Origin of the sequence: Actinomadura rayongensis (assembly GCF_009831215.1) — a bacterium.
In the GTDB taxonomy this organism is placed as follows: Bacteria; Actinomycetota; Actinomycetes; order Streptosporangiales; family Streptosporangiaceae; genus Spirillospora; species Spirillospora rayongensis.
Genome location: NZ_WUTW01000008.1, coordinates 172,248 through 197,095 on the forward strand (window position 1 = coordinate 172,248; position 24,848 = coordinate 197,095).

A 24,848-nucleotide genomic window follows, 5' to 3' on the forward strand; every position below is an offset into this window, starting at 1 on the left:
TCGTCGCCGCCACCGTAAGCCAGTGGGTTCCCACCGACAACCGATCGGCCGGAATCGGGTTACACGGCTCGCGTTACCTCGACCTCGCAGAACGAGCACCAAGCCGCTACGCGGTGCGTGCTGAGGGCGAGCAGGCCGAGCGTCCCGCACTCGGGGCACCGCTCCCGCAGGCGGATGACCTCGGGCGGGTCCAGGCGGCGGCGCGCGGCGGCGGTGAGGTGCAGCAGGCGGGCGGCGGCTGCTGTGCCGCCGGGTGCGGCCAGCGCGGACGCCAGGTTGGTCGCCAGCGCCCGCACGGGCGGGGCGGCGGCCCCAATACCGGCCAGCGCCGCCCAGGCCCGCACGGCGTCTTTCAGCTCGGCGCGCAGGTCGATGACGGTTTCGTCGGCGGGGGCGGACGGTCCCGGCGAACGTGGCGGGCCGGGCAGCTCTCGCGCGGGCCGGGCCAGGCTCCGCGCCGTTGCTGCTCCGAGCCCGGTGAGCAGGCCGGGCAGCGCGTCCAGGGCGGCGGCGACCTCTCCGTAGCAGGATTCGCAGACCGGGAGGCCGGTCATGGTGAGATGGCCGGCGGGGCAGACTTCGCAGGCGGTCACCGGGGTTCTCCTTCGGGGCCGGGGCCGGGCTGTGCGCTGAGGTCGTCAGGGTCCGGGGGGCTGGTGACCTGGCTGTCCGGCGGGCCGTCGCTTGGGGCGCTCGTCCTGGTGCTGCTGGCCTTGTCGCTGATGCTTGTGGCGGAGGGGCCGCCGGGCGGTGACGGGCGCGCACGTCGGCACATGGGACAGCGCTCGGGGCCTGTGGCCCCGTGCGGGCAGGGGTGGGAAGGCATGGCGTCGGTAAGGGCTTCGGTGAGGCTTCGCCGGGACGGGTCGCCCTCGGTGGGCAGGAACGCGGCGGGGTCGGCGCGCAGGGCGGCGGCGACGTAGGCTCGCGGGTCGGAGACCTGCCGTCCGCGCAGGATCAGCCGGGCGACGCCGCTGGCGTGGTCGGCGCTGACCTGGCGGCCGGTGAGGGCGCGCAGTTCGGCGGCGACAGCGGGGCCGAGCGGATGCGGTTCCTCCTCGCGTGCGCGCGTGCGTGCGCAACGGTCCGCAGGATGACGATCTACAGAACCCCTAAGTACCTCTGTCTCTGTCTCTGGCGACGATTCGCGATCGGTTTGCGATCGCGTTTGCGATCGATTCGCGACACTTCCGGCCACTGAGTCAGCCGCATCGTTCGAGGTCGGCGAATTATCCACAGAGTTGTCCCCAGGCGAAAGCGTGTCGGCGTCCGGGCGTCGGCTTACGCGTTGACGCGGGTCGACTTTGCCTTTCCTTGACTGTCCGGCCGGGGAGTTCGGCGGGTGGCTCCGTTCGGGGTGGCAGTGGACGCAGCCCGCGAGGCGAACTCCCTGGCGGACGTGCCACCGGATGTGGTTGCCCAGGCTTCCGGTCTCGCCGCGAGCTTGGCGAAGCTGATCGACTTCGGCAGCGCTGCGCTGGTGCCGGAGGTAGTCGTGCATCCGCACGCCGTCGCGGGTCTGCTCGACCAGTCCGGCGGCCAGCAGTTCGGCGCGGGCGCGGGGCGTCCCGCGCTTGGCCCACGTCGCGCCTGGAATGTGGCCGTCGGTCAGGTGGCGCGAGCACCAGCACCAGCAGGTGATCAGCAGCCGGAACGCGCGGTCGGACAGGGCTTCGATCTTGGGATGGTCGGGCATCCCGTCGTGGAGCCTGATGTAGGTGCGAACGTCGCTCATCGGGGCCGTGCTCTCTCAGGTGCGGAGTCTGGCGGTGGATCGGGTGGGCTGGTGAACAGCAGGTGCAGCAGAGCTACGAGTTCGCGCAGCGGGCCAGCCGGCAGCGGAGTGACTTGGGGGCGGTACCGCTCGGCCAGCAGGGCGCGAACCCGGTCGTCCAGTTCGTCAGCCACGGGCGCGCCTCCGGGGGCGGGCGGGAACGCAGCGGGCCGCCCGCCCTCGGCTGGGAGCGGGCGGCCCGCTGGTCAGAACGGCGGTTCGGTGGAGGCGGCCGGGGGCGCTGGGGGCGCAGTAGGCGGCGTGGGGGCCGTGCCGGGTGGCCAGGCGCCCCCGGCGGCCGGGGGCGCATATGGCGCGCTGGGGGTCGCCTGCGGGGTGGCCGGGGCGGCGGGCAGCGCGGCGGCCGGGGCGGTGGGGGGCGGGGCCGGGGAGCCGGTCAGGTAGTGCGGAGCGTAGGCGGTCAGCCACGCCCGGACTTTCTCGGTGTCGGTGGGGCCGGGGTCGGTCAGCTCCAGGGCTTCCTTGCCCTGGACGGTGACCTTGACGAGCCGCCCGTATCCCCAGCCGAACCGCTGGCGCGCCTTGAGCTGGCGCACCAGCCGCACCCCGTAGATGCCCGCCTTGGGGCGGTCGCCCTCGCCGTCCAGGACGACGATCGCGGCGTCCGCCTCGTCGCGCAGGTCGCCCGTTTTGAACGGGTTGGCCACGTTCTCGCGGATGGTGATGTCGAGCAGGAGCAGCAGACGGCCCAGCAAGTCGTCCATGCCCGCACCTCCGCCGGGAGGGACGGAGAAGGGGTCAGCGGTCATGTTCGGGCACTCCTTATTCCCAGTTGTCCAGGCGCCCGCTGCGCTTGGAGCGGTTGTAGGCGCGGATGACGGTGTCGGCGACGGCGGCGGCGACCGTGCCGCCCTGGATCTGGCGGACGCCACGGGCCGCGCCCAGGAGCCCCGCCGGGCCGCCGGGGTAGGACGCGAGCCGGTCGGCGAGAGCGGTGGCGTCGACCCGGTCGCCGTCGCGCAGGAACACCAGGCCGATCCCCAGGAGCAGGTCTCCGTGGACGGCTTCGCGGCGGTGGCCCCACGCGCGGGTCACGGTTTGCAGCACCCGCGCGACGGCCAGGCCGTTCCCGGATGAGCCGATCTGGCGGGGGCCGCCCTTGTAGATCTGCTGGAGCGCGACCACGGCGTAGATGTTCGTACTGCTTTGCCGGTGGCTGATCTCCCAGCCGTACGCTTCGGCGAGGCGGGTGATCTCCACGGCGGCGGCGTCGCCCTCGGCGCGCAGCGCCAGGAACAGGGCGAGAGGCTGGACCTTCCGGGAGTCGTTCAAGCGCCGGAACAGCGCGGCTTCCTCGGCCGGTGTCAGCCCGTCGTAGACGCGGCAGTCCACCGAGGTGTCGGCGTGCCCGGCGCGGCGCAGCAGTTCCGCGCGGTGCTGGCCGTCCAGGATCACGCACTCGCCCGACGCGCGGCGGCTGACCGACAGGACGCCGAGCGCGCTGGGATCGTAGGCCGCGACGCGCCGGTCCACCCATGCGCCGTCCAAGAGGCGGGTGTTGACGGTGTGGTCGGTGACGAGCTTGGACAGCGGCAGCCGCTCCAGGCTCGGGGTGCTGCTGTCGTTCTGCTCGGCCTTAGCTGGCACGGCTGTACTCCCTCATGAGGTTGATGTAGCGGCGCAGGGTGCGGACCGATGCGCCAAGGTCGTCCGCCCACTGGGCGGCCTGCGCGGGGGTGATGGACGCGTCCAGGTCGGGCAAGACCTGGACCATGCCCCGCAGGTTCCAGACGAGGTGATTGATCACCTGATCGGCCGGGCGGCGCGGCAGCACCCGGCCGGAAGCCGGACGCGCGACGGAGCCGGGTCCAGCGGCCGATTCGGGGGCCAGAGCCGGGAGCCCGGCCCGTGCGCGGCTGACCGTGGTGCGGCCCAGGCCCGTGACGGCCGAGGTGGCGCGCGTGCTCAAACCGGCGTCGGAGAGGCTGAGCACCAGATCCCGCCGCGCGGCAGGCGTCAACGGCATCCGGTCCGCGCCGAACTCGGTCGTGCAGTAGTCCCGCCACCTGCGGTAGTCCAGGGCGGCCCAGGCCCGGCCCTCGTAGGCCCGGACGATCAGGTCGCACGCCTGCGCTCCCGCCGCGCGGATCTGCTCGGTCAGCGCGCGGGCCTCCTCCGGGCTCAAGTGCGCAGGCTCGGCGGCATGGTCAGTCACGTGTCCTCATTTCTCGCCAGCGCCGGGGCAGCCGTCTCCGCCGCCCGGCTGATACCAGTCGCACCACTCGCACAAGCGGGACGGCGATGCCGCGACGGCGGCCGGAGTCAGCCCCCGCAGGGACTCCAGCCGGTCAATGGCGGCGTCGGCCACGGCCCGGTCGTACGGCGTCACCCACGCGTGGACGTCGCTCAACGTCCCGTCCACGGGCAGCCACACCAGCGCCACCCGCTCCGGGCTCTCCCCGGCGGCGGCCAATCCCGCCCCATAGGTCTGGAGCTGCGTCACGTAGTTGCGCGGCGCGGCCCCGCTGCGCCGCAAAGCGCGGATCTTGGCCTTCTTGGTCGTCTTCCAGTCGACCGCGAGGCGTTCACGCCGGTCGTACAGATCCGCCGTCCCCGACACGCCCCGGTAGCTCACCCGGTGCTCGACCAGGAACCGGCCCGCCCCGCCGTCCACGGCGCGCATCTGCTCAGCCATCCACCCGTGGATCGCCGTGCCGACCAGCGCCGCCCACGGGTCCGCGCCGAAGTTCAGCTTCGGCACCCCGAGCGCGCCGTACACGAGCTTCTTGTCGCAATCGGTCCCGAGGCCGGACGGCCCGACGCTGCGTTGCAGCGACCGCGCCGTGGTGATGCTCCGCTGGAAGATCAGCTCGGCCACCCACCGCGCCAGCGCCGCCCCTTCGGGGTCGGTCGGCACCTCGTCCAAGGGGACGGGCGTTCCCGCCGGCACTTGGAAGAGTTCGGCGTCGGTGCTCACCGGACCGCCCTCTCAGCGGCCATCCGCGCCAGCGCCGGAACGCACGCGTCCATCTGCCCGTCATCGCGGGCCGTCATCGCCAGCGCGTACAGGCTCGCCTCGTCCCCGTTGACGGCGGCAGAGACCATCCGCGCGGCCCACCGCACCGCATACGGCGCGTCGTCCACGTCCAGCTCCCGCCCGTCAAGGCTGGTGAGCGAGAAGCCGAAGAACGCGTCCCGCCGCGCCGCCTCGCGCCGCCACGGCCCGGCGGCCTGGATCGCCAGGTACATCACCGTCGCAATGGCGGTCGAAGTGCCCAGCGCCCGGCCCATCAGCGCGTAGAGGGCCACGACGGACCGGTCGTCCCCGGCCCCGGCGGCGCGGACCATCCCCTTCACCAGGTGCCGCCACAGCTTGCGCTCCAATCGCGTCAGGCCCGGCGCGGTCCTCACTTGGCTTCTCCGGTCGGCGTGCCGATCTGGCGGTGGGACGGGACGGGCCACTGGCGGGTCCGGCGGATGCGCCGGTGGCTGATCGCGCGCCCGACCCGAGCGCGCCCCGCTGTGGTCGGCGCCGTCCGGTCGCACGGTTCCGGCGGTATCTCGAAAAGGCAGTACGGACCGGCGCCGAGCGCTTCGGCAATCGCGAACGCCAGTTCCCGCGACACCCGGCGTTCGCCTCGGGCGAGATGGTCGATAAGGCTGGGGTGGCAGCCGACTTCCCGCGCGAGAGCGCGCAAGGAGATGCCCCGAACCTTGGCCAGAACTTTAAGTGACCCGGGGTCCCGGATCTTCACACCGGTAATCGGCGCAGGCATACGTCTCCCCTCGGGGTAGTGCGATGAGAAGAAGATCAACGCGGCGCGGCGCGCGGCTCGGCGTGCGGATCGCTTCTGTTCTATCCGATGCGCCAGACAGCCAGGGGCGCCAGGTTCTGTAGGCAATCAAGGCCGACGTCTCCTGGGCGAGACCGGGCGCGGATGGGCGCATCCGGGAAACGATCTGTAGGCAGGACATATGCCCACTGCATAGGAGTGACATAAGTCACTCCAGATGCCTGGCGGCAAGCATCAACGCAGGTGGTTGCCCCGGATGATCTCGTGCTTCCTGGCGATCTGCGACATGGCAAGCCAATGTTAGGGCAGCCCGAATAGGCGCACGGCCTAGCCTGTGCGCCTATTTCGATAGATCGGAATCAGCCCGCGTCGCTCCACCGGCTTGCGAACGACTTCTCTATCCTGTCGAGGTCGTCACGCCGGTAGGCATAGCGATTGCCGAACTTCAGCCATCCGGTGAGCTTCCCGGCTCGGCGTAGACCGCCGAGGTAGTTCCGCGACACCCCGAACCGGCCGCACAGCTCGTTCTCGGTGATGTAGAGATCGGGATCGGGCAAAGGCATCTCGAACAGCCTCCAACAGTCGTGTGATCGGGCGAGCGCATGAGTGGGAGGGGCCGCCCGAAGGGGAAAGGTCAAGGCTGGGAGCGGCTCGTCCAGCGCGGCCAAGGCCAGCGCGACTCAGACGGCGTGCAACGTCCAACCGGACGCCAATTAACCACAGGAGCACTCGCCCGCGCACCAGCCCTCCACTGCGCCGCAAGCAGACCCGCCCGCACAAGCCCGTTCGGTAGGCGGCCCTAAGCCCGTGCAGGGCGAAGGGCCGCCATCCGTCCGCCTACCGAATCGGATCGCCCGCTGTGACTGATGTCACTGCGCACGAAGAAGATCGGGCGTGCCGCGCTGTAGCCAGCGCGTACTACGAGGGTTTCCCGCTACGCGGCCAGTCCCAGATGTTCCCGTCGAACGCGGGGCACGATCCCGCCTATGTACGGGCGGATGTTCTCGATCTGCTTGCGCGTCAGTCGTACATAACGTGCTGTTGCGCCAGTGTGTCGGACGTGACCCAGGACAAGTTTGAGGCTGTTCTCCGGAATCTCGCGATCTTCCAAGGTCGTGGCAAAGCCGCGCCGGAATGAGTGGAATCCGCGGACCCCGGTAATGCCGTGCTCCCGTTCGGCTAGGTCGGCCGCCTCTCGTAGAAGATGTCGCGCCAGATCGGCGTAGATCCTCGTTCCCCTGCGGGTGGCGAACAATGGCTCGTGCCCCCGCCGCCCCTTTGTTCGGCGCATCAACAGCTCGACCAGCGGATCATCATCGGAGTCCGGGAGCGGGAAATCACGAAACGCTGCCCTTGACTTCCCCTTGTCTCGTGCCAGCCCCACCTTGTAGCGCAGCACCTGCCGGACGACGACCACACGGCGTTTCCAGTCGACGGAGTCGACATCAAGTGCAGCGCCTTCTTGCCAGCGGAAGCCCGTGCCCTGGAGCAGGGCGAAGAAGTCTCCCGCGAGCCCGTCCGGGTCGATGGGTTTCTCGCCCTGGGGGCCTGGCTCGGCGAGGGCGTAGGCGCACGTCAGAAAGGCTGGGGCGTCATCCGGTAGGAGGATCGGCTGTTCGTTTATCTCGTGGGACAACTCGCGCGCTGTGAGCTGGCATGGGTTTGCGCGCTCGCGCCACTCGCTGTCGATCGCCCACTTGAAAACGGGGAACAGCACCGACGAGTGCAGAACGCGCAATGAGCTTGGTGCCAGCTTCTTGCTTGCCCGGTCTAGGACTTCGCGAATGTCCTCGGAGCCGATCTCGTTGATGTCCATGTTCCCGATGACCGGGAAAACATGGAGACGGAGGCATTCCAAATACCGTTCGACTGTAGAAGGGACGACCTTCTTCTTCCGTCGTGTGTCGACGTAGGCCAGTGCGACTTTTCGGTACGTGCGTCCGCCCGACTTGGGCTTATTGACCTGGCGGGGATCCACCATCCCATTCGCCATGAGCGCGATCTTAAAATCTACGACCTCGTTGCGGCTTTCGGAGGTAAATGATTTGGAACCGTTGTTCCAACGTATCCGCCACTTGCCGTTGTCCAGCTTTTTGATCTTTGGGTCCTGCGCCACCTGGTCTCCCTGACCGTTGGCGGACGACCCCTCCCAAACCGCATCTTTCCAGGTCACAGCAACTTTCGTGAACCGTGCCGGGTGTAACGTCGGTGTAAGTGGGACCGCTCCGCGTACGAAAGGCCAGGTCAGATAGCCAAACGTGGGTTATCCAAGGTAGGCCAGGGAAGCAGGAAGTCGACACAGGGGAGTGCAGATGAGCGACCGCACCTACGGCGTCACCGAGATCGTCGGGACGTCGCCCGAATCCGTGGAGGCCGCGATCCGCAACGGCGTCCGCCGCGCGAACGCGGCCCTGCGCCACCTGGACTGGTTCGAGGTGACGCAGGTCCGCGGCCAGCTCGCCGACGGCGAGGTCGCGCACTTCCAGGTCGGCCTGCGCGTCGGCTACCGCCTGGAGGACAAGTCCTGAGCGCCCGTCAGGACGCCTGGGACACCGTGGACATGTTGAAGTCCGGGACGCGCAGCGGCGGCATCGCGGCGCGGGTGAAGTAGTCCGACCACTCGCGCGGCAGCGTCGGCGCCGTCGCGCCCGCCTCGGTCACCCGGCCGAGCAGGTCCACCGGGCTCTCGTTGAACCGGAAGTTGTTCACCGCGCCGACGACCGCGCCGTCCTCCACGAGGAAGACGCCGTCGCGGGTCAGCCCGGTGAGCAGCAGCCGCTGCGGGTCGACCTCGCGGATGTACCACAGGCAGGTCAGCAGCAGCCCGCGCTCGGTCCGGGCGATCATGTCGTCCAGGGTCGCGCCGCCGTCCCCGCCCGTCATGATCAGGTTGTCGATCGCGGGCGTGACGGCCAGGCCCGTCCGGCGCGCCGAGTCCCGCGTCTGGGTGAGCGCGGTCAGCGTGCCGTCGGAAATCCAGTCCGTGGCGGTGAGCGGCGTGCCGTTGTCGAACACCGACGACTCGCGGCCCGACGCGTGCGCGAGGACGAACGGCGAGCACTCAAGGCCCGCCGCGCCCGGGTCGCTGGACAGCGTCAGCGGCAGCGGCGACAGCTTCTCGCCGACGCGGGTGCCGCCGCCGGGCGCGGAGAAGACCGTCCGGCCGTCGTGGGCGTCGCGGGCGCCCGCCGACCAGTACAGGTAGATCATCAGGTCGGCGACCGCGCTCGGCGGCAGCAGCGTCTCGTACCGGCCCGCGGGCAGGTCGATCCGCCGCTCGCCCCACGCCAGCCGCCGCGCGAGGTCGCCGGTGAGCGCGGCGACGTCCACGTCGGCGAAGTCGCGGGTGCCCGCGCCCGTCCACACCGAGCCGCCCGCGCCCTTGGCGTTCAGCTCCAGCAGCCCGGTCGGCTGGTCGTGGCGCAGCCGCAGCCCCGCCGACGTCCCGAGGAACGACGACGTCAGCGTGTGGTTGGCGAACCCGTACAGCCTGCGGTCCTCGGCGGCGGCGCGGGCGAACGCCTCGCCGAGCGCGGGCGCGACGCCCTCGTACACGCCGATGCCGGTCTCGGCGGGCGGGTCGTCCCAGCCGCCGCCCGCCGCCGCGTCGCCCGGCGGGACGAGCGGCGCCGCGTCCTCGGCGGCCTCGGCCCCGGCGGCGACGGCCTCGGCGGCGCGCACCAGGTCCTCGACGCCGTCGGCGGTCACCGCCGCGCGCGACACGACCCCGGACGCCACGCCGTCCCCGGTGGACCGCAGCGCGATCACCGTGAGCCGCGCCGACCGCGTCACACCGTTGGTGGTCAGGGTGTTGCCCGCGAAGCGCAGGTTGGCGGTGCTGGCCTCGTCGGCGATGACGATGCAGTCGTCGGAGCGCGACAGCGCGAGCGCGCGCTCGACGGCCTCCTGCGGCCGGAGGGTGCTCAATTCCCCGCCTCCTTCAGCGTGTTGAGGATGTTGACGCCCCGGAACAGCGCCGCCGGGGTGCCGTGGCTGACGGGGGCGACCTGCCCCGGCTGGCCCTTCCCGCAGTTGAACGCGCCGCCGAGCACGTAGGTCTGCGGGCCGCCGACGGCCTCCATCGAGTTCCAGAAGTCCGTCGTCGTGGCCTGGTAGGCGACGTCGCGGAGCTGCCCGGCGAGCCGCCCGTTCTCGATGCGGTAGAACCGCTGTCCGGTGAACTGGAAGTTGTAGCGCTGCATGTCGATCGACCAGCTCTTGTCGCCGACGATGTAGACGCCCCGGTCGACGCCGGAGATCAGCTCGTCCACGCCCGGGCCGTCCGGCGCGGGTTGCAGCGACACGTTCGCCATCCGCTGGATCGGCATGCTGGACGCGGCGTCGGCGAACGCGCAGCCGTTGGAGCGCGACGCGCCGGTGAGCCGCGCGATGCGCCGGTCGGTCTGGTAGCCGGTGAAGATCCCGCCGGTGACGATGTCGAACGCCTGCGTCGCCACGCCCTCGTCGTCGTACCCGATGGTGGCCAGGCCGTGCTCGGCGGTGCGGTCGCCGGTGACGTTCATGACGTCGGAGCCGTAGCGCAGCGTCCCGAGCTTGTCGGGGGTGGCGAAGGACGTCCCGGCGTAGGCGGCCTCGTAGCCGAGCGCCCGGTCCAGCTCGGTGGCGTGCCCGATCGACTCGTGGATCGTCAGCCACAGGTTGGACGGGTCCACGACGACGTCGTAGGTTCCGGGCTCGACCGACGGCGCGGCGAGCTTCTCGGCGAGCAGTTCGGGGAGCGCGGCGAGTTCGCCCTCCCAGTCCCAGTGCTTGCCGGTCAGCCACTCGTAGCCGCGCCCGACCGGCGGCGCGAGCGTCCGCATCGTGTCGAACGCGCCGTCGCGGACGGCGACGCCGTTGAGGACGTTGTGGACGCGGACGCGCTGCTGCGTCGTGACCGTGCCCGCGAGGTCGGCGAAGAACTTGTTCTCCTTGACCTGCAGCAGCGAGGCGTCCACGTGGTCGACGCGCGGGTCGTCCAGCAGGCGGCGGCTCCAGCCCGCCAGCAGGGCGATCTTGTCGGCGGTGGGGACGGTGAACGGGTCGGTCTCGTAGGCCGACACCCAGGTCCGCTCGCCGTGCGCGGGCTCGGGCGCCAGCTCGATCGGCTCGCGGTTGACGGCGGCGGCGACGGCGGCGACCTCGACGGCCTGCTCGGCGACGCGGGCCGCGCCCGCGGGCGTCAGGTCGATGCCCGCCGCGAAGCCCCACGTCCCGTTCTTGACGACGCGGACGGACAGCCCGACGTCGTCGGCGTCCAGCGCGGTCTCCAGCGCGGCGTCGTGCAGCCGCAGCGTCTGGCTGCGGATGCGCTCCAGGCGGAAGTCGGCATGCTCGGCGCCGAGGTCGGCGGCCCGGCCGAGGGCCGCGTCGGCGAGGGCCCGCAGCGGCAGTGCGGTGAAGTCCGGATCAATGTCATGCACCCTCCGCAACCTACCCGGCGGGGCGCGCCGGAGGGGGCGCGGCGCACCCGCCGGAACAAAGGCGGGGGAGGGTTCTTGTCGGGTCGGCACATCTCCCCGCGGCGACCGGGCCGCTACGCTCCTAGCCGTTGTCAAGTGGCTGACGAGAGGTACCACATGAGTCGCTCTGTCCTCGTGACCGGCGGTAACCGGGGGATCGGGCTGGCCGTCGCGCGGGAGCTGGCGGCGGCCGGCGACGCCGTCGCGGTGACCTACCGCTCCGGGGAGCCCCCCGAGGGCCTGTTCGGCGTCCGGTGCGACGTGACGAGCACCGAGGACGTGAACGCGGCGTTCGAGAAGGTCGAGGCGGAGCAGGGACCGGCCCGGGTCGTCGTCGCCAACGCGGGGATCACCAAGGACACCCTGCTGGCGATCATGAACGAGGAGTCGTTCACCTCGGTGATCGACACCAACCTCACGGGCGCGTTCCGCGTCGCCAAGCGCGCGGTCAAGCCGATGATGCGGGCGCGCGGGGGCCGCATCATCCTCGTCTCGTCGGTCGTGGCGATGCTCGGGTCGGCGGGGCAGACGAACTACGCCGCGTCCAAGGCCGGGCTGATCGGGTTCGCGCGGTCGCTGGCCCGCGAGATCGGGTCGCGCAACATCACCGTCAACGTGGTCGCGCCCGGCTTCGTCGACACCGACATGACCGCCGTGCTCGGCGAGGACCAGCAGGCGGCGATCCGGTCGATCATCCCGCTGGGGCGGATCGCCCGGCCCGAAGAGGTCGCGCGGACCGTGCGCTTCCTGGCGAGCGACGACGCCGCCTACATCACCGGGGCCGTGATCCCGGTGGACGGCGGCCTGGGAATGGGGCACTGAGCACCGTGGGAATCCTCGAAGGCAAGCGGATCCTCGTCACCGGCGTCCTCACCGACGCCTCCATCGGCTTCCACATCGCGCGCGTCGCGCAGCAGGAGGGCGCCGAGGTCGCGCTGACCGCCTACCCGCGCCCGACGCTGACGACGCGCACCGCCCGGCGGCTGCCGTCCGGGCCGGACGCCGTCCCGCCCGTCCTCGAACTGGACGTGATGGACGCCGACCAGCTCGGCACGCTCGCCGGACGGCTGACCGACGTCGGCTTCGACCGGCTGGACGGCGTCGTCCACGCCGTCGCGTTCGCGCCGCAGACCGCGCTCGGCGGCAACTTCCTGGAGACGCCGTGGGAGGACGTCGCGACGGCCGTCCACACCTCGGCGTACTCGCTGAAGTCGCTGACGATGGCGTGCCTGCCGCTGATGAAGGGCGGCGGCTCGGTCGTCGGCCTGGACTTCGACGCGACCAAGGCGTGGCCGGTCTACGACTGGATGGGCGTCGCGAAGGCGGGCCTGGAGGCGTGCTCGCGCTACCTGGCCAAGTACCTCGGCCCGCAGGGCGTCCGGGTGAACCTCGTCGCGGCGGGGCCGCTGGCGACGATGGCCGCCAAGAGCATCCCCGGCTTCGAGGGCATGACGGACATGTGGCCGAAGGTCGCGCCGCTCGGCTGGGACATCAAGGACAGCGAGCCGACCGCGCGGGCCTGCGCGGCGCTGCTGTCGGACTGGTTCCCGGCGACGACCGGCGAGATCGTCCACGTGGACGGCGGCCTGCACGCGATGGGCGGTCCCTCGCAGGACTAGCCCGTCCGGGCGGCGCGTCCTCGCGGGCGCGCCGCCCGTCCCGGGGTCAGCGTCGCCTGCGGCGGGAGACGGCCCGTCCGGCGACCGTGAGCTGCAGCGTGCCGACGGCCCCGGCCGCGCCCGCCGCCGCGGCCACCCAGAGCATCCGGCCCTCCTGCGGCTCGGCCGCGGCGACCGGCGACACCAGGCGCGTCTGCGGCGCGACGGCCGTTCCGGCGGACGTCGTGACGGCGTCGGTCGGCCGGTTCGCGACCTGCGGCACGGGCGGCGTCGTGACCGGCGCGTCCGTGCCGTAGGGCACCGGGTCGCTGAGCGCCGTGACCCCGCCGCCGGACGGCGCCTTCTTCGGCTTCGGTTTCGGCGCTGCCTTGGGCTTCGGCTTGTGCTTGGCGACCGGCTTCTTCGCCGCCGGCTTGCGCGCCGGCTTCTTGGACGGCTTGGGCGCCGTGGGCTTCGGCAGGCCGTCGCGCCACTTCTCCCACTGGCACTTCCAGTTCTCCAGCGTGCTCGCCGGGTCCGTGCCCTTGACGCACCTGCGCGGCGCGGCGGCGGTCTGCGCGGACGCCGCCGGGGCGCCCGCGAGGACGAGCGCCGCCGCTCCCGCCGAGATCGCCGCGGCGGATCCGAGGCGCCGGAAACGTGGTCGCTGGGGCATCGCACTCCTCATCGGGGGGTCCGTCGTCACGGGACGGGTCCGGCGCGGGAGCGGCACCGGGACCCGTCCCGCGATCATGCCCCGAAGGCGCGCCGGCGGAACGCGCGGCGCGCGGGAAACGGCCGACCCGCGCGCAACCTTTCGCCGCGCGTTCGCGCCGGGTTCACAGCACGACGAGGCGGGCGAGCCGGGTGCGGCGCGGCGCCGTCCCCGTCTCCCGCACCGCGCGCGCCAGCGCCGGCCCCGCGCCCTGCACCACCGACAGGTGCCGCCGCGCCAGCCCGAACATCGTCGCGACCACCGGACGGCTCAGCGGCGCGTCCGCCCCGGCCACCGCGACCACGGCGGGACGCGGCGCGAACCGGGCGAGCGCCACCGGGGCGGCCCAGCCGTGCCGCAGCCGCGCCGCGTCCGCGACGCCGAGCACGGCCGTCCCGCCGGTGAACGCGACGGTCAGGCTCTCCGGCCCGACGGCCGTGACCACGCCGGGCTCGCCGGTCGGGGCGTCCGGCAGCGGCGCCGCGACGAGCACCCGGTCGCCCGGGTCGAACCCGCCGCACGCGCCGGGCCCCGGGTTGAGCCGTTCCTTCAGCGCCCGGTTGAGCGCCGTCGCGCCCGCCGCGCCGCCCGCCACGGGCGTCACCGCGAGGACGTCGTCGACCGGGATCCCGAGCGCGCGCGGGATCGAGTCGGTGACGAGCTGCACGGCCCGGTGGACGGCCTCGGCGTCGGCGGCGGCCGGGACGATCACGACCTCGCGGTCCGGCGCGTCCACCGCGACCAGCTCGCCGCCCCGCACGGCCGCCGTCAGCGTCTCCAGCGGCCCCGGCGGCCCGGACGGCTCCAGCTCGATCACCGGGACCGTCTGCGACTCCTCCAGGTCGTCCAGCACCCGGCCGGGACCGGCGGCGGGCGGGGCGCCCGGCGCGGCGCCGAGCACCAGGTGCGCGCCGTCCGGGCACGCCTCGGCGAGCAGCGCGCACAGCTCGACGTCGAAGCCCGCCGCGTCCGCGACGATCAGCAGGTCCACGTCGAGCGGCGCGTGCTCGCCGCGCCCGAACACGACCGTGCCGGGCGCGGACGGCTCGGCGCGCGGCTCCAGCAGCGCGTGCGCCGACGCGACCGCGACGCCCTTGTCCGCCCGGTCGGCGAGGTGCGCGGCGAAGTGCGCGGTCGGTGTCGCGACCGCGACCCGCAGGCCCTGCCCGGCGGCGGCGCCCGCCACGGCCAGCGCGGCGTCGGCGACGTCGGCGGGCGCGCCCCGCCACACCGACACGCCCGTCCGCAGCGCGGCCGTCAGCGCGAGCGACCGGTCCTCGGCCAGCCCGGCGCGCAGCGCGCGGACCTCGTCGTCGGGCAGCAGCGTCCCGGCCGTGGCGGTCAGCCGCTGGAACCCCTCGGCGGCGGTGTCCTCGGCGATCGCCCAGCGCGCCGGGCCGACGGTCTCCTCGGGCTCGGGCGGCTCGGCGTCGGGGTCGCCCTCGTCGAACTCCGGCTCCTCGGTGAGCGGCAGCAGCTCGCCCTCGTCCAGCGCGTCCGTCACCGCGCGGCGCGGGTCGGGGACGCGCATCCGCTCCAGCGCCGCCACCACCTCGGCCGCCGCGACGACCGTGCTCCCGCGCCGCGCCGCCTCGGCCACCACATGCTCGGCGAGCGCCCGGCCGCGCCGCGCGTCGTCGGGCCGCGCGGCGTCGCCGAGCAGCGCCCGCGCGAAGTGGTCGGCCTGGCCCGGCGTCACGCCCGGCACCCGCAGCAGCCGCCACGGGTCGGCGTCCAGCAGCGCGGCGGCGGTCGGCCCGAGGCGCAGCACCGCCGGACCGGCGAGCGCGGCCGGGGCGCCCGCCCGGTCCAGCAGCGCGGCCACCGCGTCGTGCGGGCTCGCCGCGTCCCCGGTCACGGGTGCGCCGCCGTCATGTCCGAGACGTCGTCCAGCGCGTCCCTGATCTCCTGCGGCAGGGTCAGCTCCTCACTCTCCAGCGCCGGCGCGAGCTGCGCGGCGGTGCGGGCGCCGACGATCGGCGCGGTCACGCCCGGGCGGTCGCGCACCCAGGTCAGCGCCACCCCGAGCGGCGACGCGCCGAGGCCCTCGGCGGCCGTCACGACGGACTCCACGATCCGCGAGCACTCCTCGTCCAGATAGGGCTGCACGAAGTCGGCGTAGCGCGGGTTCGCGGCCCGCGACCCTTTCGGCAGCCCGGTGCGGTACTTGCCGGTGAGCACGCCCCGGCCGAGCGGCGACCAGGGCAGCAGGCCCGCGCCCGCGTCGACCGTCGCGGGCACCAGCTCGCGTTCCACCTCGCGGCGCAGCAGCGAGTACTCGACCTGCGCCGACACGACCGGCGCCCGGCCGGGCCACGCCCGCTGCCACGCCGCCGCCTTCGCGACCTGCCAGCCCGCGTGGTTCGCGACGCCGACATAGCGGGTGCGGCCGGACGTCACGGCCTCGTCCAGCGCCGACAGCGTCTCCTCCGTCGGCGTCGCCGGGTCGTTGACGTGCAGGTGCCAAAGGTCCACGTACTCCAGGCCGAGCCGTTCCAGCGACGCGTCCAGCGCCGCGATGAGGTGGCGGCGCGACCCGTCGTACCGGCCGTCGCGGCGGATCGCGGACTTGGTCGCGACGACGACGTCCTCGCGCGCGACGTGCTCGCGCAGCAGATGGCCGAGGATCCGCTCGGCGTCGCCGTCCCCGTACACGTCCGCCGTGTCGACGAGCGTGCCGCCCGCCCCGGTGAAGGCCCGGAGCTGCTCGGCCGCCTCGTCCGGACCGGTGTCCTCGCCCCAGGTCATGGTGCCGAGCCCGAGACGCGACACCCGCAGGCCGCTCCGCCCGACGTGACGCTCTTCCATAGGCGGTCAATGTAGCGCTCCGACGGCCCCGACCGGCCCCGGCGACCGTACCGCGACCCGTTCCCCTGCGGCGCGCGGAGGATTAGAGTGCTCGGCCATGTCGCCATCGCAGTTCTCGATGTACACCCCCACACCACCCGAGGACGGCGATGACGGGGACGTCGAGCCGGTCTACGGCCTCGGCCCCGCCGACGATCCCGGCTTCTTCGCCTCGATCCGCACCCGCACCCACCTCGGCCAGTGGCGGATGACGGCCGTCGTCCTGATCCTCGGCCCGGCGCTCATCCTCGCCGTGTCGCCGCTCATCGTGCAGGAGGGCGACAGCAAGCTCGGCGTCGTGCCCGCCTGGGTGCCGTGGCTGCCGCCGGTGCTCGCCGCGCTCGCCGCCGCGTTCCTCGGGCCCCGGCTGCCGCGTCCGCTCCCGCCGGGGCTCGGCCGCGCCGAGGCGACGCGGCTCGCGGTCGTCCAGGCCCGGCAGGGGACGCTCGTGCTGTTCGCGCTCACCGAGGGCGTCATCCTGTGCGGGCTGCCGCTCGCGATGGTGGCCCGGGACGAGTGGATCTTCGTGCTGGCGTTCGTCCTCGGCTACCCGCAGCTCATCTGGAACCTGCTGCCGACGGCCGGAACGGTCGAACGCGTCCGGCGGCGGCTGGAGGCGGGCGGCGCCGAGTCGCACCTGTGGTCGGGGCTGCTCGCGCCGCTGCCCGTGCCCGTCCCGGACGAGGACGACGATCCCGAGCCGTGAGGATCTCGTAGAGTGCCCGTGTGACGACGCTCCTCCTGGTCCGCCACGGACTGACCGAGCTGACCGGACCCGTCCTCGCGGGCTGGACCCCCGGGCTCGGCCTCGACGACCGGGGCCGCGCCCAGGCCCGCGCGGTCGGCGCCCGGCTGGCCCCCGTCCCGCTCGCCGCCCTGGTGTCCAGCCCGCTGGACCGCTGCCTGCAGACCGCCGCGGAGATCGCCGTCGCGGCCGGCGCCGCCGCCCGGCCCGCCGGGATCGAGGTGGACGACCGGTTCGGCGAGGTCCGCTACGGCGACTGGACCGGGCGTCCGCTGAAGGAGCTGGCCAAGGAGCCGCTGTGGCGGGTCGTGCAGGCCCACCCGAGCGCCGCCGTGTTCCCCGGCGCGGACGGCGAGGGCCTGGCCGACGCGCAGAGCCGCGCGGTCGCGGCCGTCCGGTCCTGGAACGCGCGCGTCGCCGCCGAGCACGGCGACAACGCCGTCTACGCGGTCTGCTCGCACGGCGACATCATCAAGGCGATCGTCGCCGACGCCCTCGGCCTGCACCTGGACCAGTTCCAGCGCATCCAGGCCGACCCCGCGTCCGTCACCGCGATCCGCTACACCGAGCTGCGGCCGTTCGTCGTCCGGCTGAACGACACCGGCGGGGACGTCGCCGGACTCGTCCCGCCCGCCGACACGGGAGACGCGGTCGCCGAGGGCGACGCGCCCGTCGGCGGCGGCGCGTAGGGTCGTCCCATGCCGGTCATCTCGTTTGAACAGCCCGACAGGTTCGTCGCCGGAGTCGTCGGCGAGCCGGGCGACCGCGCCTTCTACCTCCAGGCGCGCGACGGCCGCCGCGTCACCAGCGTCGGGCTGGAGAAGTTCCAGGTCACGCTGCTGGCCGAGCGGCTGGAGCAACTGCTGGACGAGATCCTGCGGCGCGCCGGCGGCGACCCGCAGGTGCCGGCCGTCACGCCCGCCGAACTGCGCGACGACGGCCCGCTCGACCAGCCCGTCGAGGAGGAGTTCCGCGTCGGCACGATGGCGCTCGCCTGGGACCCCGAGGACGAGCGCGTCGTCATCGAGGCGCAGGAGGTCACCGACGGGGGCGACGCCGAACCGGAGATCGGCGGCACCGACCCGGCCGTCGCGGTGCTGCGGGTGCGGATCACCGCCGCGCAGGCCCGCGCGTTCGCCGAACGGGCCCTGCGGGTGGTCGCGGCGGGCCGTCCGCCGTGTCCGCTGTGCGGGCTGCCGCTCGACGCCGTCGGGCACGTGTGCCCCCGCCAGAACGGATATCTCGGCTGAGATGGCGGCGCACTGGATCAACACCCGCCCGGTCGGGAGAATGGGGCCATGACTCCCTCGTCCGGTGACCGGGGCTCCGCCGGCGACGGCGCGCTGGAGCGCACCGCGCCGATCCCGCCGCCCGACCCGTCGTCCCCGCACGAGGTGCGGGCCGCCGAGCGGCTGTTGCTCGACGGCCGCCTCACGGTGGAGGGCCGCCTCGTGCAGGCGTCGAACGCCACGCTGTACTGCGCGGTCGAGTCCGGGCGCGTCCGCGCGGCGTGCGTCTACAAGCCCGTCTCGGGCGAGCGCCCGCTGTGGGACTTCCCGGACGGGACGCTCGCGCAGCGCGAGGTCGCCGCGTACGCGGTGTCGCAGGTGATGGGCTGGAACATCGTCCCGCCGACCGTCCACCGCGACGGCCCCTACGGCCCCGGCATGGTGCAGCTCTGGGTCGAGCCCGACCCCGACGTCGACCTCGTGGCCCTGTCGCGGTCGGAGGCGCCCGCGATCCGCCGCATGGCCGTGTTCGACGCGGTCATCAACAACGCCGACCGCAAGATCGGGCACCTGCTGCCGCCCGGCGGCGCGCACGTGTACGGCTGCGACCACGGCGTCACGTTCTCCGCCGAGTACAAGCTGCGGACCGTCCTGTGGCAGTGGCGCGGGGAGCGGCTCACCGACGAGGCCGTCGAGGCGCTGGCGCGGGTCCGCGACGCCCTGGACGGCGGTCTCGGCGAGCGCCTGTCCGGGCTGCTGACGGCCGAGGAGGTCGCGGCGACGCGGCACCGGGTCGAGCTGATGCTGAAGCACCGCATCCACCCCTACCCGTCGGAGGACTGGCCGGCCGTGCCCTGGCCGCCGCTCTGACGGCCCCGCCGCCCGGCGCGCGCGTGGACCGTGCTCGAATACGGGGATGTGCACGGCGATCGTCCATGTCGACCCGGCGTCCCCCGTCCCGGTCCTGCTCGCGGGCGTCCGCGACGAGTTCACCGGCCGTCCCTGGGAGCCGCCCGGCCGGCACTGGCCCGACCGGCCCCGGCTGGTCGGCGGCCGTGACCTGCGGGCGGGCGGCACCTGGTTCGCCGTCGACCCGGACGCGCCGCGCGCCGCCTGCGTCCTGAACGGGCGCGGCGCGCTGCCGCCCGAGGACGCGCGGATTTCCCGGGGCGGGCTGCCGCTGCTGGCCGCCGCCGGGGACGGCCCGCAGGACCTCGACCTGCCCCGCTACGAGCCGTTCCACCTGCTCGCCGCCGACCCCGGCCGGGTCGTGCTGTGGAGCTGGAACGGCCGCGACCTGAGCGAACGCACCCTCGGCACCGGGCTCAGCATGATCGTCAACAGCGGCCTGGAGGGCGAGGACCACGCCGAGGGCGGCGCCGAGGAGGCGAGCATGGCGGCGCGGCTGGCCTACTTCCGGCCCCGGTTCGCGGCGGCGGCACGTCCGGCGCCCGTGCCGGGCGGGCCCGTCGCGGACGCGTGGGGCGCGTGGACGCCGCTGCTGGAGGGCGGCGGCCTGCCCCGCACCGACGCGCGGGCGCTGCTCCCGCTCATCGACCTCGGCGACGGGCGGGTCTGGGGCACCGGCTCGGTCAGCCTCGCCGCGCTGACGCCGGCCGGGCTGCGCTACGACTTCTCCGGGACGCCTGGCGACCCCGCCGCCTGGACCGCGATCCGCTGACCTCCGCGTTCCCCGGCCCGGGTGGAGGCCGCTGACTCTGAGTGCTAATTTGACTACCTGGTGCGATCTTCCTGGGCCGTCACGGGGCAGCCACTCCGAGATGGCCCTCAGGGGGCGTCGGACGACGGGGGAGTGCTCATGGCGTTCAGCGGACGGACGGCGGCGATCGCCGCCGGCATCGGCGCGGTCGCGCTCGGTCTCGCGGCCTGCGGCGGCGGGGGCGGCGGCGGTGGCGGGACGGGCGGCACGCTCAAGGTCGTCGGGTCCGCCGACGTCGACCACCTCGACACCTCCAGCGGCTACACCACCGTCAGCAGCCTGCTGACCCGGCAGTTCGCGCGGGCGCTGTTCAGCTTCCGGGGCAGCGACACGTTCGAGGAGGCCATCAAGGTCCGCCCGGACGTCGCCGCCGACCTGCCGACGCAGCAGAACGGCGGGATCAGCGCCGACGGCAGGACGTACACGATCAAGCTCAAGCAGGGCGTCCGGTGGAACACGCAGCCGCCGCGCGAGGTGACGGCGGCCGACTTCGTCCGGGGCATCAAGCGGATCTGCAACCCGGCCAAGCCGTCCGGCGGCATGGCCTACTACACCGAGACGATCCAGGGCCTCTCGGACTTCTGCGACGGCTACGGCAAGGTCGACGCCAAGGACCCGAAGGCGATGGCCGACTACCAGAACGGCCACGACGTCGCCGGGCTCACCGCGCGCGACGACAAGACGCTCGTCGTCAAGCTCACCGCGCCCGCCAGCGACTTCACCAACATCCTCGGCCTGCAGTTCGCCGCCGCCGCGCCCGTCGAGTACGACCGCTACATCCCCGACAGCCCGCAGTTCCGGACGCACACCATCTCCGACGGCCCGTACCAGATCACCTCGTACACGCCGAACAAGCAGTACGTCCTGGACCGCAACCCGGCGTGGAGCGCGCAGACCGACCAGCTCCGCGCGCAGAAGCCGCAGCGCATCCAGATCACGATGGGGCAGGACTCGCCGGACGTCGTCCAGCAGCAGATGGAGCAGGGCTCGGCGGACCTGTCCTGGGACCAGACCGTCCCGACGTCGAAGATCCCGAGCCTCAAGGGCAACGCCAACTTCAAGATCATGGACGGGTCGACCAGCAACCCCTACCTCGTCTTCAACACGCTCAGCCCGAACAACGGCGGCGCGCTCGGCAAGGTCCAGGTCCGGCAGGCGATCCAGTACGCGATCGACAAGACGGCGCTCGTCCAGATCTACGGCGGCCCGGACGTCAGCGAAGTGCTCAACCAGGTCATCCCGCCGCGCAGCGTCGGCTACCAGCAGTTCAACCTGTACCCGACGCCGGGCAACGGCGGCGACCCGAACAAATGCAAGCAGACGCTCGCCGCCGCGGGGTACCCGAACGGGATCACGCTGAAGTTCCCGTACCGCGTGTCCAGCAACCACCCGAAGATCGCGCAGTCGGTGCAGGCGAACCTCAAGGCGTGCGGCATCACCGCCAACCTCACGCCCGACACCAACGGCACCTTCTACAACACGACGCTCGTGACGCCCGCCGACGCCAAGGCCGGCAAGTGGGACATCGCGGGTCCCGGCTGGATCCCCGACTGGTACGGCAACAACGGGCGCACCAACATCGTCCCGCTGTTCGACGGCCGCCACTACGGACCCAACTCCACCGACTACGGCGGCTACGACAACCCGAAGGTCAACCAGCTCATCGACAAGGCGCTGGAGGCCAAGGACGCGGGCGCCGCCGCCGGGTTCTGGGCCGCGGCCGACAAGCTCATCATGCAGGACGCCGCCGTCGTGCCCTTCATGAACCAGAAGTACCCGATCTTCCACTCGTCCCGGGCGAAGAACACGCTCTACCTGCCGATGTACCAGGGCTTCGACTTCGGCCAGGTCGGCCTGTCCTGACCGCGCCGGTCCCCCGCTCGGACGCGAAAGGGCGCCGATGACACTTCTCCAGGTCACCGACCTGCGGGTCTCCTTCGACACCCCGGACGGCGTGGTGCGCGCCGTCCGGGGCATGTCGTTCGCCCTGGACCGGGGCCGGACGCTCGGCATCGTCGGCGAGTCCGGCTCCGGCAAGAGCGTCGCGACCCAGACGCTGATGCGCCTCACCCCGGGCGCCCGCGTCACCGGCCGGGCGCTGTTCGAGGGGCAGGACCTGCTGACGGTCTCCGACCGGCGGATGCGCGAGCTGCGCGGCGCCGAGATCGGCATGATCTTCCAGGACCCGCTGTCCAGCCTGCACCCGCTGTACCGGGTCGGCCGCCAGATCGAGGAGATGATCCGCGCGCACGACGGCAAGGCCACGCGGGAGCAGGCCCGCAAGCGGGCGGTGGAGATGCTCGGACTCGTCGGCATCCCGCGTCCGGACCGGCGCGCGGACGACTACCCGCACCAGTTCTCCGGCGGGATGCGCCAGCGCGCGATGATCGCGATGGCGCTGGCGCTCAACCCCAAGCTGATCATCGCCGACGAGCCCACGACGGCGCTCGACGCGACCGTCCAGGCGCAGATCCTCGACCTGATGCGGCGGCTGCAGCGCGAGTTCGACACCGCCCTCATCATGATCACCCACGACCTCGGCGTGATCGCGGACATGGCCGACGAGGTGCTGGTCATGTACGGGGGACGTCCGGCCGAGGTCGCGGGCCGCCGCGACCTCTACTACCGGCCGCACCACCCCTACACCAAGGGCCTGCTGGAGTCGGTGCCGTCGGCCACCGGCGGGGACCGGCTGCGGACGATCAGCGGCCAGCCGCCGAGCCTGATCAACCTGCCGTCCGGGTGCGTGTTCCATCCGCGCTGCCCGTACGTCATGGACCGCTGCCCGGTGGACGAGCCGCCGCTGGACCCGGCGGGCGAGCCCCGCCTGGACCCGGGCACCGAGCACGTCTCGGCGTGCTGGCTGCCGCACGACATCGCCGGGCTGGACGAGCGCGCCGAGACCGCCCGCGCCGAGGCCGCGCGGCGCGGACGGTCCGGCGCGGACGAGGGGAGCGGCCGATGACGGGCGAGGACGACGTCCTCGTGGCGGCCGAGGGCGTGGTGAAGCACTTCCCCATCCGGCAGGGGATCGTGTTCAAGAAGGAGATCGCGCGCGTCCACGCCGTCGACGGCGTCGACCTGTCGGTCCGGCGCGGCGAGACGCTCGGGATCGTGGGGGAGACCGGGTCGGGCAAGTCCACGCTGGCGCGCTGCCTCACCGGGCTGCACCCCGTCACGGCCGGGCGGATCTTCTTCGAGGGCACCGACATCACCCGGCTGTCGCGGGCCGGGCTGAAGGCGTTCCGCCGCGACGTCCAGATGATCTTCCAGGACCCGTACGGGTCGCTGAACCCGCGCCGCCGCGTCGGGTCGATCATCGGGGACCCGTTCGCGATCCACGGGCTCGCCGACGGGGCCGAGCGCCGCCGCCGCGTCCAGGAGCTGATGGAACTCGTCGGGCTGAACCCCGAGCACTACAACCGGTTCCCGGCCGAGTTCTCCGGCGGGCAGCGGCAGCGGATCGGCGTGGCGCGGGCCCTGGCCGTCCGGCCGCGCCTGGTGGTGTGCGACGAGCCGGTGTCGGCGCTGGACGTGTCCATCCAGGCGCAGGTGATCAACCTGCTGCGGGACCTGCAGACCGAGCTGGGCCTGACCTACATCTTCATCGCGCACGATCTGTCGGTCGTCCGGTACGTCAGCGACCGGGTCGCGGTGATGTACCTCGGGCGGATCGTGGAGTCGGCGCCCGCGTCCGGCCTGTACGGACGGCCCCGGCACCCGTACTCGGCGGCGCTGCTGTCGGCGGCGTCGATCGCCGACCCCGACGAGGCGGCCCGCGCGGAGCGCATCGTGCTGACGGGGGACGTCCCGTCGCCGATCGACCCGCCGTCCGGCTGCCGGTTCCATCCGCGCTGCCCGAAGGCGCAGGACCGCTGCACCGTCGAGGACCCGCCGCTCGTCCCGCGCGCCGGCGACCCGTCCGACCACGTGACGGCCTGCCACTTCCCGGTCGAGCCCGGCGAGCGCTTGGCCCGCCGCGAGGCCGGCATCGCCCAGGTCTCCACCGACCCCGACCTTCCGGAGGCGGCTCCATGAGCTATTCGGACTTGCAGGCCGAGGCCGTGCCGGTGGAGCCGGGGCCTGCGGCCTCGGTGCGGGGGCGGTCGCCGTTCCGGCTCGCGTGGGCGCGGTTCCGGCGCGACAAGCTCGCGGTGGTGTCGCTCGTCGTGCTCGCGCTGATGGTCGCGTTCGCGGCGATGGCGCCGCTGTGGGCGTCGTGGACGGGCCATCCCTACGACGCGACGTTCCCGAAGACGGCGCTGGACGTGGACGGCCAGCCGGTCGGCCCGTCCCGGCACTTCTGGCTCGGCGCCGACCAGCTCGGCCGCGACGTGCTCGTCCGCGCGGCGTACGGGGCGCGGATCTCGCTGATCGTCGGGGTGGTCGCGTCGGTGCTGGCGTCGCTGCTCGGCGTCGCGGTGGGGACGCTCGCCGGGTTCGTCGGCGGCTGGCTCGACACGCTGCTCGCCCGGCTGATGGACCTGACGCTCGCGCTGCCCTACCTGCTCGTCGCGATCATGCTGGCGACGACGTTCCAGATCTCGTCGGTGTTCTCCAGCCTCACGCTGACGATCATCGTGATCGCGTTCTTCTCGTTCGCGGCGTTCGGCCGGATCATCCGGGGCCAGGTGCTGTCGCTGAAGGAGAAGGAGTTCGTCGAGGCGGCCCGGTCGCTCGGCGCGGGCAACCTGCGGATCATGTTCGTGGACGTCCTGCCGAACCTCGTCGCGCAGGTGACCGTCCTGACGTCCCTGCTCATCCCGACCTCGATCGTGTTCGAGGCGACGCTGTCGTTCCTCGGCGTCGGGGTGCGGCTGCCGATGCCGAGCTGGGGGTCGATGCTCGGCGAGGGCAGCGACGTGTTCCAGACGGCGTGGTGGCTGCTCGCCGTCCCCGCGATCCTGCTGCTGCTGACCACCCTGTCGTTCAACCTGCTCGGCGACGGGATCCGCGACGCCCTCGACCCGCGCAGCGAGCGCCTGATCGGGAAGAGGTGACCC

The 24,848-nt window shown here is 73.1% G+C and carries 27 protein-coding genes; 12 read left to right on the plus strand and 15 right to left on the minus strand.

Annotated elements, in window-relative coordinates; all coding sequences use genetic code 11:
* Positions 1 to 59: 59 nt before the first annotated feature.
* The 10 genes from GQ466_RS27300 to GQ466_RS27345 all read right to left on the minus strand — a co-directional run bounded on the left by GQ466_RS27300 (position 60) and on the right by GQ466_RS27345 (position 7,645).
* Positions 60 to 593 carry a hypothetical protein gene (locus tag GQ466_RS27300; protein WP_161105922.1) on the minus strand — a complete coding sequence of 178 codons (534 nt, stop codon included), beginning with the start codon at positions 591 to 593 and terminating at the stop codon, positions 60 to 62.
* Positions 590 to 1,735 (minus strand): hypothetical protein, encoded by a 1,146-nt coding sequence (locus GQ466_RS27305; RefSeq protein WP_161105923.1) that lies wholly within the window; start codon positions 1,733 to 1,735, stop codon positions 590 to 592. Before GQ466_RS27305 ends, GQ466_RS27300 begins: the two co-directional genes overlap by 4 nt.
* A 245-nt stretch (positions 1,736 to 1,980) precedes the next feature.
* Complete coding sequence (locus GQ466_RS31090) at positions 1,981 to 2,499, minus strand: hypothetical protein (protein ID WP_202421183.1); 519 nt, start codon at positions 2,497 to 2,499, stop codon at positions 1,981 to 1,983.
* 58 nt (positions 2,500 to 2,557) lie between these two features.
* Positions 2,558 to 3,382, minus strand: a complete 825-nt coding sequence (locus GQ466_RS27315) for a DUF6551 family protein (RefSeq protein ID WP_161105924.1) — start codon at positions 3,380 to 3,382, stop codon at positions 2,558 to 2,560.
* Positions 3,372 to 3,950, minus strand: a complete 579-nt coding sequence (locus GQ466_RS27320; protein WP_161105925.1) for a hypothetical protein — start codon at positions 3,948 to 3,950, stop codon at positions 3,372 to 3,374. The genes GQ466_RS27315 and GQ466_RS27320 overlap by 11 nt, the downstream gene beginning before the upstream one ends.
* Before the next feature lie 6 nt (positions 3,951 to 3,956).
* Positions 3,957 to 4,712, minus strand: coding sequence for a PD-(D/E)XK nuclease family protein (locus GQ466_RS33005; protein WP_161105926.1), 756 nt, complete (start codon positions 4,710 to 4,712; stop codon positions 3,957 to 3,959).
* Complete coding sequence (locus GQ466_RS27330) at positions 4,709 to 5,146, minus strand: hypothetical protein (RefSeq protein WP_161105927.1); 438 nt, start codon at positions 5,144 to 5,146, stop codon at positions 4,709 to 4,711. The genes GQ466_RS33005 and GQ466_RS27330 overlap by 4 nt, the downstream gene beginning before the upstream one ends.
* Positions 5,143 to 5,511, minus strand: coding sequence for a helix-turn-helix domain-containing protein (locus GQ466_RS27335; RefSeq protein ID WP_237418421.1), 369 nt, complete (start codon positions 5,509 to 5,511; stop codon positions 5,143 to 5,145). The genes GQ466_RS27330 and GQ466_RS27335 overlap by 4 nt, the downstream gene beginning before the upstream one ends.
* A 377-nt stretch (positions 5,512 to 5,888) precedes the next feature.
* Positions 5,889 to 6,092: a helix-turn-helix domain-containing protein gene (locus GQ466_RS27340; protein ID WP_161105929.1), complete on the minus strand. Its 204-nt coding sequence runs from the start codon at positions 6,090 to 6,092 to the stop codon at positions 5,889 to 5,891.
* A 371-nt stretch (positions 6,093 to 6,463) separates the two neighbouring features.
* Complete coding sequence (locus tag GQ466_RS27345; protein WP_161105930.1) at positions 6,464 to 7,645, minus strand: tyrosine-type recombinase/integrase; 1,182 nt, start codon at positions 7,643 to 7,645, stop codon at positions 6,464 to 6,466.
* A gap of 196 nt (positions 7,646 to 7,841) precedes the next feature.
* Here GQ466_RS27345 and GQ466_RS27350 point away from each other — a divergent pair, with 196 nt between their 5' ends.
* Entirely contained in the window at positions 7,842 to 8,057 is a 216-nt protein-coding gene (locus tag GQ466_RS27350) for a dodecin (RefSeq protein ID WP_161105931.1), read from the plus strand.
* Positions 8,058 to 8,064: 7 nt separating this feature from the next.
* On the opposite strand, the gene GQ466_RS27355 is transcribed toward GQ466_RS27350, so the two are convergent.
* Positions 8,065 to 9,456 carry a metallopeptidase TldD-related protein gene (locus tag GQ466_RS27355; protein ID WP_161105932.1) on the minus strand — a complete coding sequence of 464 codons (1,392 nt, stop codon included), beginning with the start codon at positions 9,454 to 9,456 and terminating at the stop codon, positions 8,065 to 8,067.
* Positions 9,453 to 10,952 carry a metallopeptidase TldD-related protein gene (locus tag GQ466_RS27360; protein ID WP_161105933.1) on the minus strand — a complete coding sequence of 500 codons (1,500 nt, stop codon included), beginning with the start codon at positions 10,950 to 10,952 and terminating at the stop codon, positions 9,453 to 9,455. Before GQ466_RS27360 ends, GQ466_RS27355 begins: the two co-directional genes overlap by 4 nt.
* 156 nt (positions 10,953 to 11,108) lie before the next feature.
* On the opposite strand from GQ466_RS27360, the gene GQ466_RS27365 reads away from it, so the two are divergent.
* Positions 11,109 to 11,813 carry a beta-ketoacyl-ACP reductase gene (locus GQ466_RS27365; RefSeq protein WP_161105934.1) on the plus strand — a complete coding sequence of 235 codons (705 nt, stop codon included), beginning with the start codon at positions 11,109 to 11,111 and terminating at the stop codon, positions 11,811 to 11,813.
* A 5-nt stretch (positions 11,814 to 11,818) separates the two neighbouring features.
* Positions 11,819 to 12,610: an enoyl-ACP reductase FabI gene (fabI, locus tag GQ466_RS27370; protein WP_161105935.1), complete on the plus strand. Its 792-nt coding sequence runs from the start codon at positions 11,819 to 11,821 to the stop codon at positions 12,608 to 12,610.
* Between the two features lie 46 nt (positions 12,611 to 12,656).
* Here the strand turns inward: fabI and GQ466_RS27375 are convergent, their stop codons facing one another.
* From GQ466_RS27375 to GQ466_RS27385, 3 genes are all read right to left on the minus strand, one after another.
* A complete protein-coding gene (locus GQ466_RS27375) occupies positions 12,657 to 13,265 on the minus strand; it encodes a hypothetical protein (protein WP_161105936.1) in 609 nt (202 codons plus the stop codon).
* 163 nt (positions 13,266 to 13,428) lie between these two features.
* A complete protein-coding gene (locus GQ466_RS27380; protein ID WP_161105937.1) occupies positions 13,429 to 15,162 on the minus strand; it encodes a helix-hairpin-helix domain-containing protein in 1,734 nt (577 codons plus the stop codon).
* Entirely contained in the window at positions 15,159 to 16,112 is a 954-nt protein-coding gene (locus tag GQ466_RS27385; protein ID WP_161105938.1) for an aldo/keto reductase, read from the minus strand. Before GQ466_RS27385 ends, GQ466_RS27380 begins: the two co-directional genes overlap by 4 nt.
* A 97-nt stretch (positions 16,113 to 16,209) precedes the next feature.
* On the opposite strand from GQ466_RS27385, the gene GQ466_RS27390 reads away from it, so the two are divergent.
* The 9 genes from GQ466_RS27390 to GQ466_RS27430 all read left to right on the plus strand — a co-directional run bounded on the left by GQ466_RS27390 (position 16,210) and on the right by GQ466_RS27430 (position 24,845).
* Positions 16,210 to 16,857: a hypothetical protein gene (locus tag GQ466_RS27390; protein WP_237418422.1), complete on the plus strand. Its 648-nt coding sequence runs from the start codon at positions 16,210 to 16,212 to the stop codon at positions 16,855 to 16,857.
* Between the two features lie 20 nt (positions 16,858 to 16,877).
* Positions 16,878 to 17,585: an MSMEG_4193 family putative phosphomutase gene (locus tag GQ466_RS27395; protein ID WP_161105939.1), complete on the plus strand. Its 708-nt coding sequence runs from the start codon at positions 16,878 to 16,880 to the stop codon at positions 17,583 to 17,585.
* A 9-nt stretch (positions 17,586 to 17,594) separates the two neighbouring features.
* Complete coding sequence (locus tag GQ466_RS27400) at positions 17,595 to 18,146, plus strand: DUF3090 domain-containing protein (protein WP_161105940.1); 552 nt, start codon at positions 17,595 to 17,597, stop codon at positions 18,144 to 18,146.
* 48 nt (positions 18,147 to 18,194) lie between these two features.
* Positions 18,195 to 18,995, plus strand: a complete 801-nt coding sequence (locus GQ466_RS27405; RefSeq protein WP_161105941.1) for an SCO1664 family protein — start codon at positions 18,195 to 18,197, stop codon at positions 18,993 to 18,995.
* Positions 18,996 to 19,041: 46 nt separating this feature from the next.
* Positions 19,042 to 19,806 carry an NRDE family protein gene (locus GQ466_RS27410; RefSeq protein ID WP_161105942.1) on the plus strand — a complete coding sequence of 255 codons (765 nt, stop codon included), beginning with the start codon at positions 19,042 to 19,044 and terminating at the stop codon, positions 19,804 to 19,806.
* Positions 19,807 to 19,944: 138 nt separating this feature from the next.
* On the plus strand, positions 19,945 to 21,708 hold the full coding sequence (locus GQ466_RS27415; RefSeq protein WP_161105943.1) for an ABC transporter substrate-binding protein: 1,764 nt from the start codon (positions 19,945 to 19,947) through the stop codon (positions 21,706 to 21,708).
* A 37-nt stretch (positions 21,709 to 21,745) separates the two neighbouring features.
* On the plus strand, positions 21,746 to 22,810 hold the full coding sequence (locus GQ466_RS27420) for an ABC transporter ATP-binding protein (RefSeq protein ID WP_161105944.1): 1,065 nt from the start codon (positions 21,746 to 21,748) through the stop codon (positions 22,808 to 22,810).
* On the plus strand, positions 22,807 to 23,883 hold the full coding sequence (locus GQ466_RS27425; protein WP_161105945.1) for an ABC transporter ATP-binding protein: 1,077 nt from the start codon (positions 22,807 to 22,809) through the stop codon (positions 23,881 to 23,883). The genes GQ466_RS27420 and GQ466_RS27425 overlap by 4 nt, the downstream gene beginning before the upstream one ends.
* Positions 23,880 to 24,845: an ABC transporter permease gene (locus tag GQ466_RS27430; protein WP_161105946.1), complete on the plus strand. Its 966-nt coding sequence runs from the start codon at positions 23,880 to 23,882 to the stop codon at positions 24,843 to 24,845. The genes GQ466_RS27425 and GQ466_RS27430 overlap by 4 nt, the downstream gene beginning before the upstream one ends.
* Positions 24,846 to 24,848: the final 3 nt, after the last annotated feature.

What these genes read in the sequence shown, in the direction of transcription:
- GQ466_RS27305 (WP_161105923.1), bottom strand. Translation starts at nt 1,735, where the DNA reads ATGAGCGACGTTCGCACCTACATCAGGCTCCACGACGGGATGCCCGAC.
- GQ466_RS27425 (WP_161105945.1), top strand. Translation starts at nt 22,807, where the DNA reads ATGACGGGCGAGGACGACGTCCTCGTGGCGGCCGAGGGCGTGGTGAAG.
- GQ466_RS27400 (WP_161105940.1), top strand. Translation starts at nt 17,595, where the DNA reads ATGCCGGTCATCTCGTTTGAACAGCCCGACAGGTTCGTCGCCGGAGTC.
- GQ466_RS27375 (WP_161105936.1), bottom strand. Translation starts at nt 13,265, where the DNA reads ATGCCCCAGCGACCACGTTTCCGGCGCCTCGGATCCGCCGCGGCGATC.
- GQ466_RS27415 (WP_161105943.1), top strand. Translation starts at nt 19,945, where the DNA reads ATGGCGTTCAGCGGACGGACGGCGGCGATCGCCGCCGGCATCGGCGCG.
- GQ466_RS27340 (WP_161105929.1), bottom strand. Translation starts at nt 6,092, where the DNA reads ATGCCTTTGCCCGATCCCGATCTCTACATCACCGAGAACGAGCTGTGC.
- GQ466_RS27405 (WP_161105941.1), top strand. Translation starts at nt 18,195, where the DNA reads ATGACTCCCTCGTCCGGTGACCGGGGCTCCGCCGGCGACGGCGCGCTG.
- GQ466_RS27390 (WP_237418422.1), top strand. Translation starts at nt 16,210, where the DNA reads ATGTCGCCATCGCAGTTCTCGATGTACACCCCCACACCACCCGAGGAC.
- GQ466_RS27350 (WP_161105931.1), top strand. Translation starts at nt 7,842, where the DNA reads ATGAGCGACCGCACCTACGGCGTCACCGAGATCGTCGGGACGTCGCCC.
- GQ466_RS31090 (WP_202421183.1), bottom strand. Translation starts at nt 2,499, where the DNA reads ATGGACGACTTGCTGGGCCGTCTGCTGCTCCTGCTCGACATCACCATC.
- GQ466_RS27420 (WP_161105944.1), top strand. Translation starts at nt 21,746, where the DNA reads ATGACACTTCTCCAGGTCACCGACCTGCGGGTCTCCTTCGACACCCCG.
- GQ466_RS27410 (WP_161105942.1), top strand. Translation starts at nt 19,042, where the DNA reads ATGTGCACGGCGATCGTCCATGTCGACCCGGCGTCCCCCGTCCCGGTC.
- GQ466_RS27335 (WP_237418421.1), bottom strand. Translation starts at nt 5,511, where the DNA reads ATGCCTGCGCCGATTACCGGTGTGAAGATCCGGGACCCCGGGTCACTT.
- GQ466_RS27430 (WP_161105946.1), top strand. Translation starts at nt 23,880, where the DNA reads ATGAGCTATTCGGACTTGCAGGCCGAGGCCGTGCCGGTGGAGCCGGGG.
- GQ466_RS27385 (WP_161105938.1), bottom strand. Translation starts at nt 16,112, where the DNA reads ATGGAAGAGCGTCACGTCGGGCGGAGCGGCCTGCGGGTGTCGCGTCTC.
- GQ466_RS27365 (WP_161105934.1), top strand. Translation starts at nt 11,109, where the DNA reads ATGAGTCGCTCTGTCCTCGTGACCGGCGGTAACCGGGGGATCGGGCTG.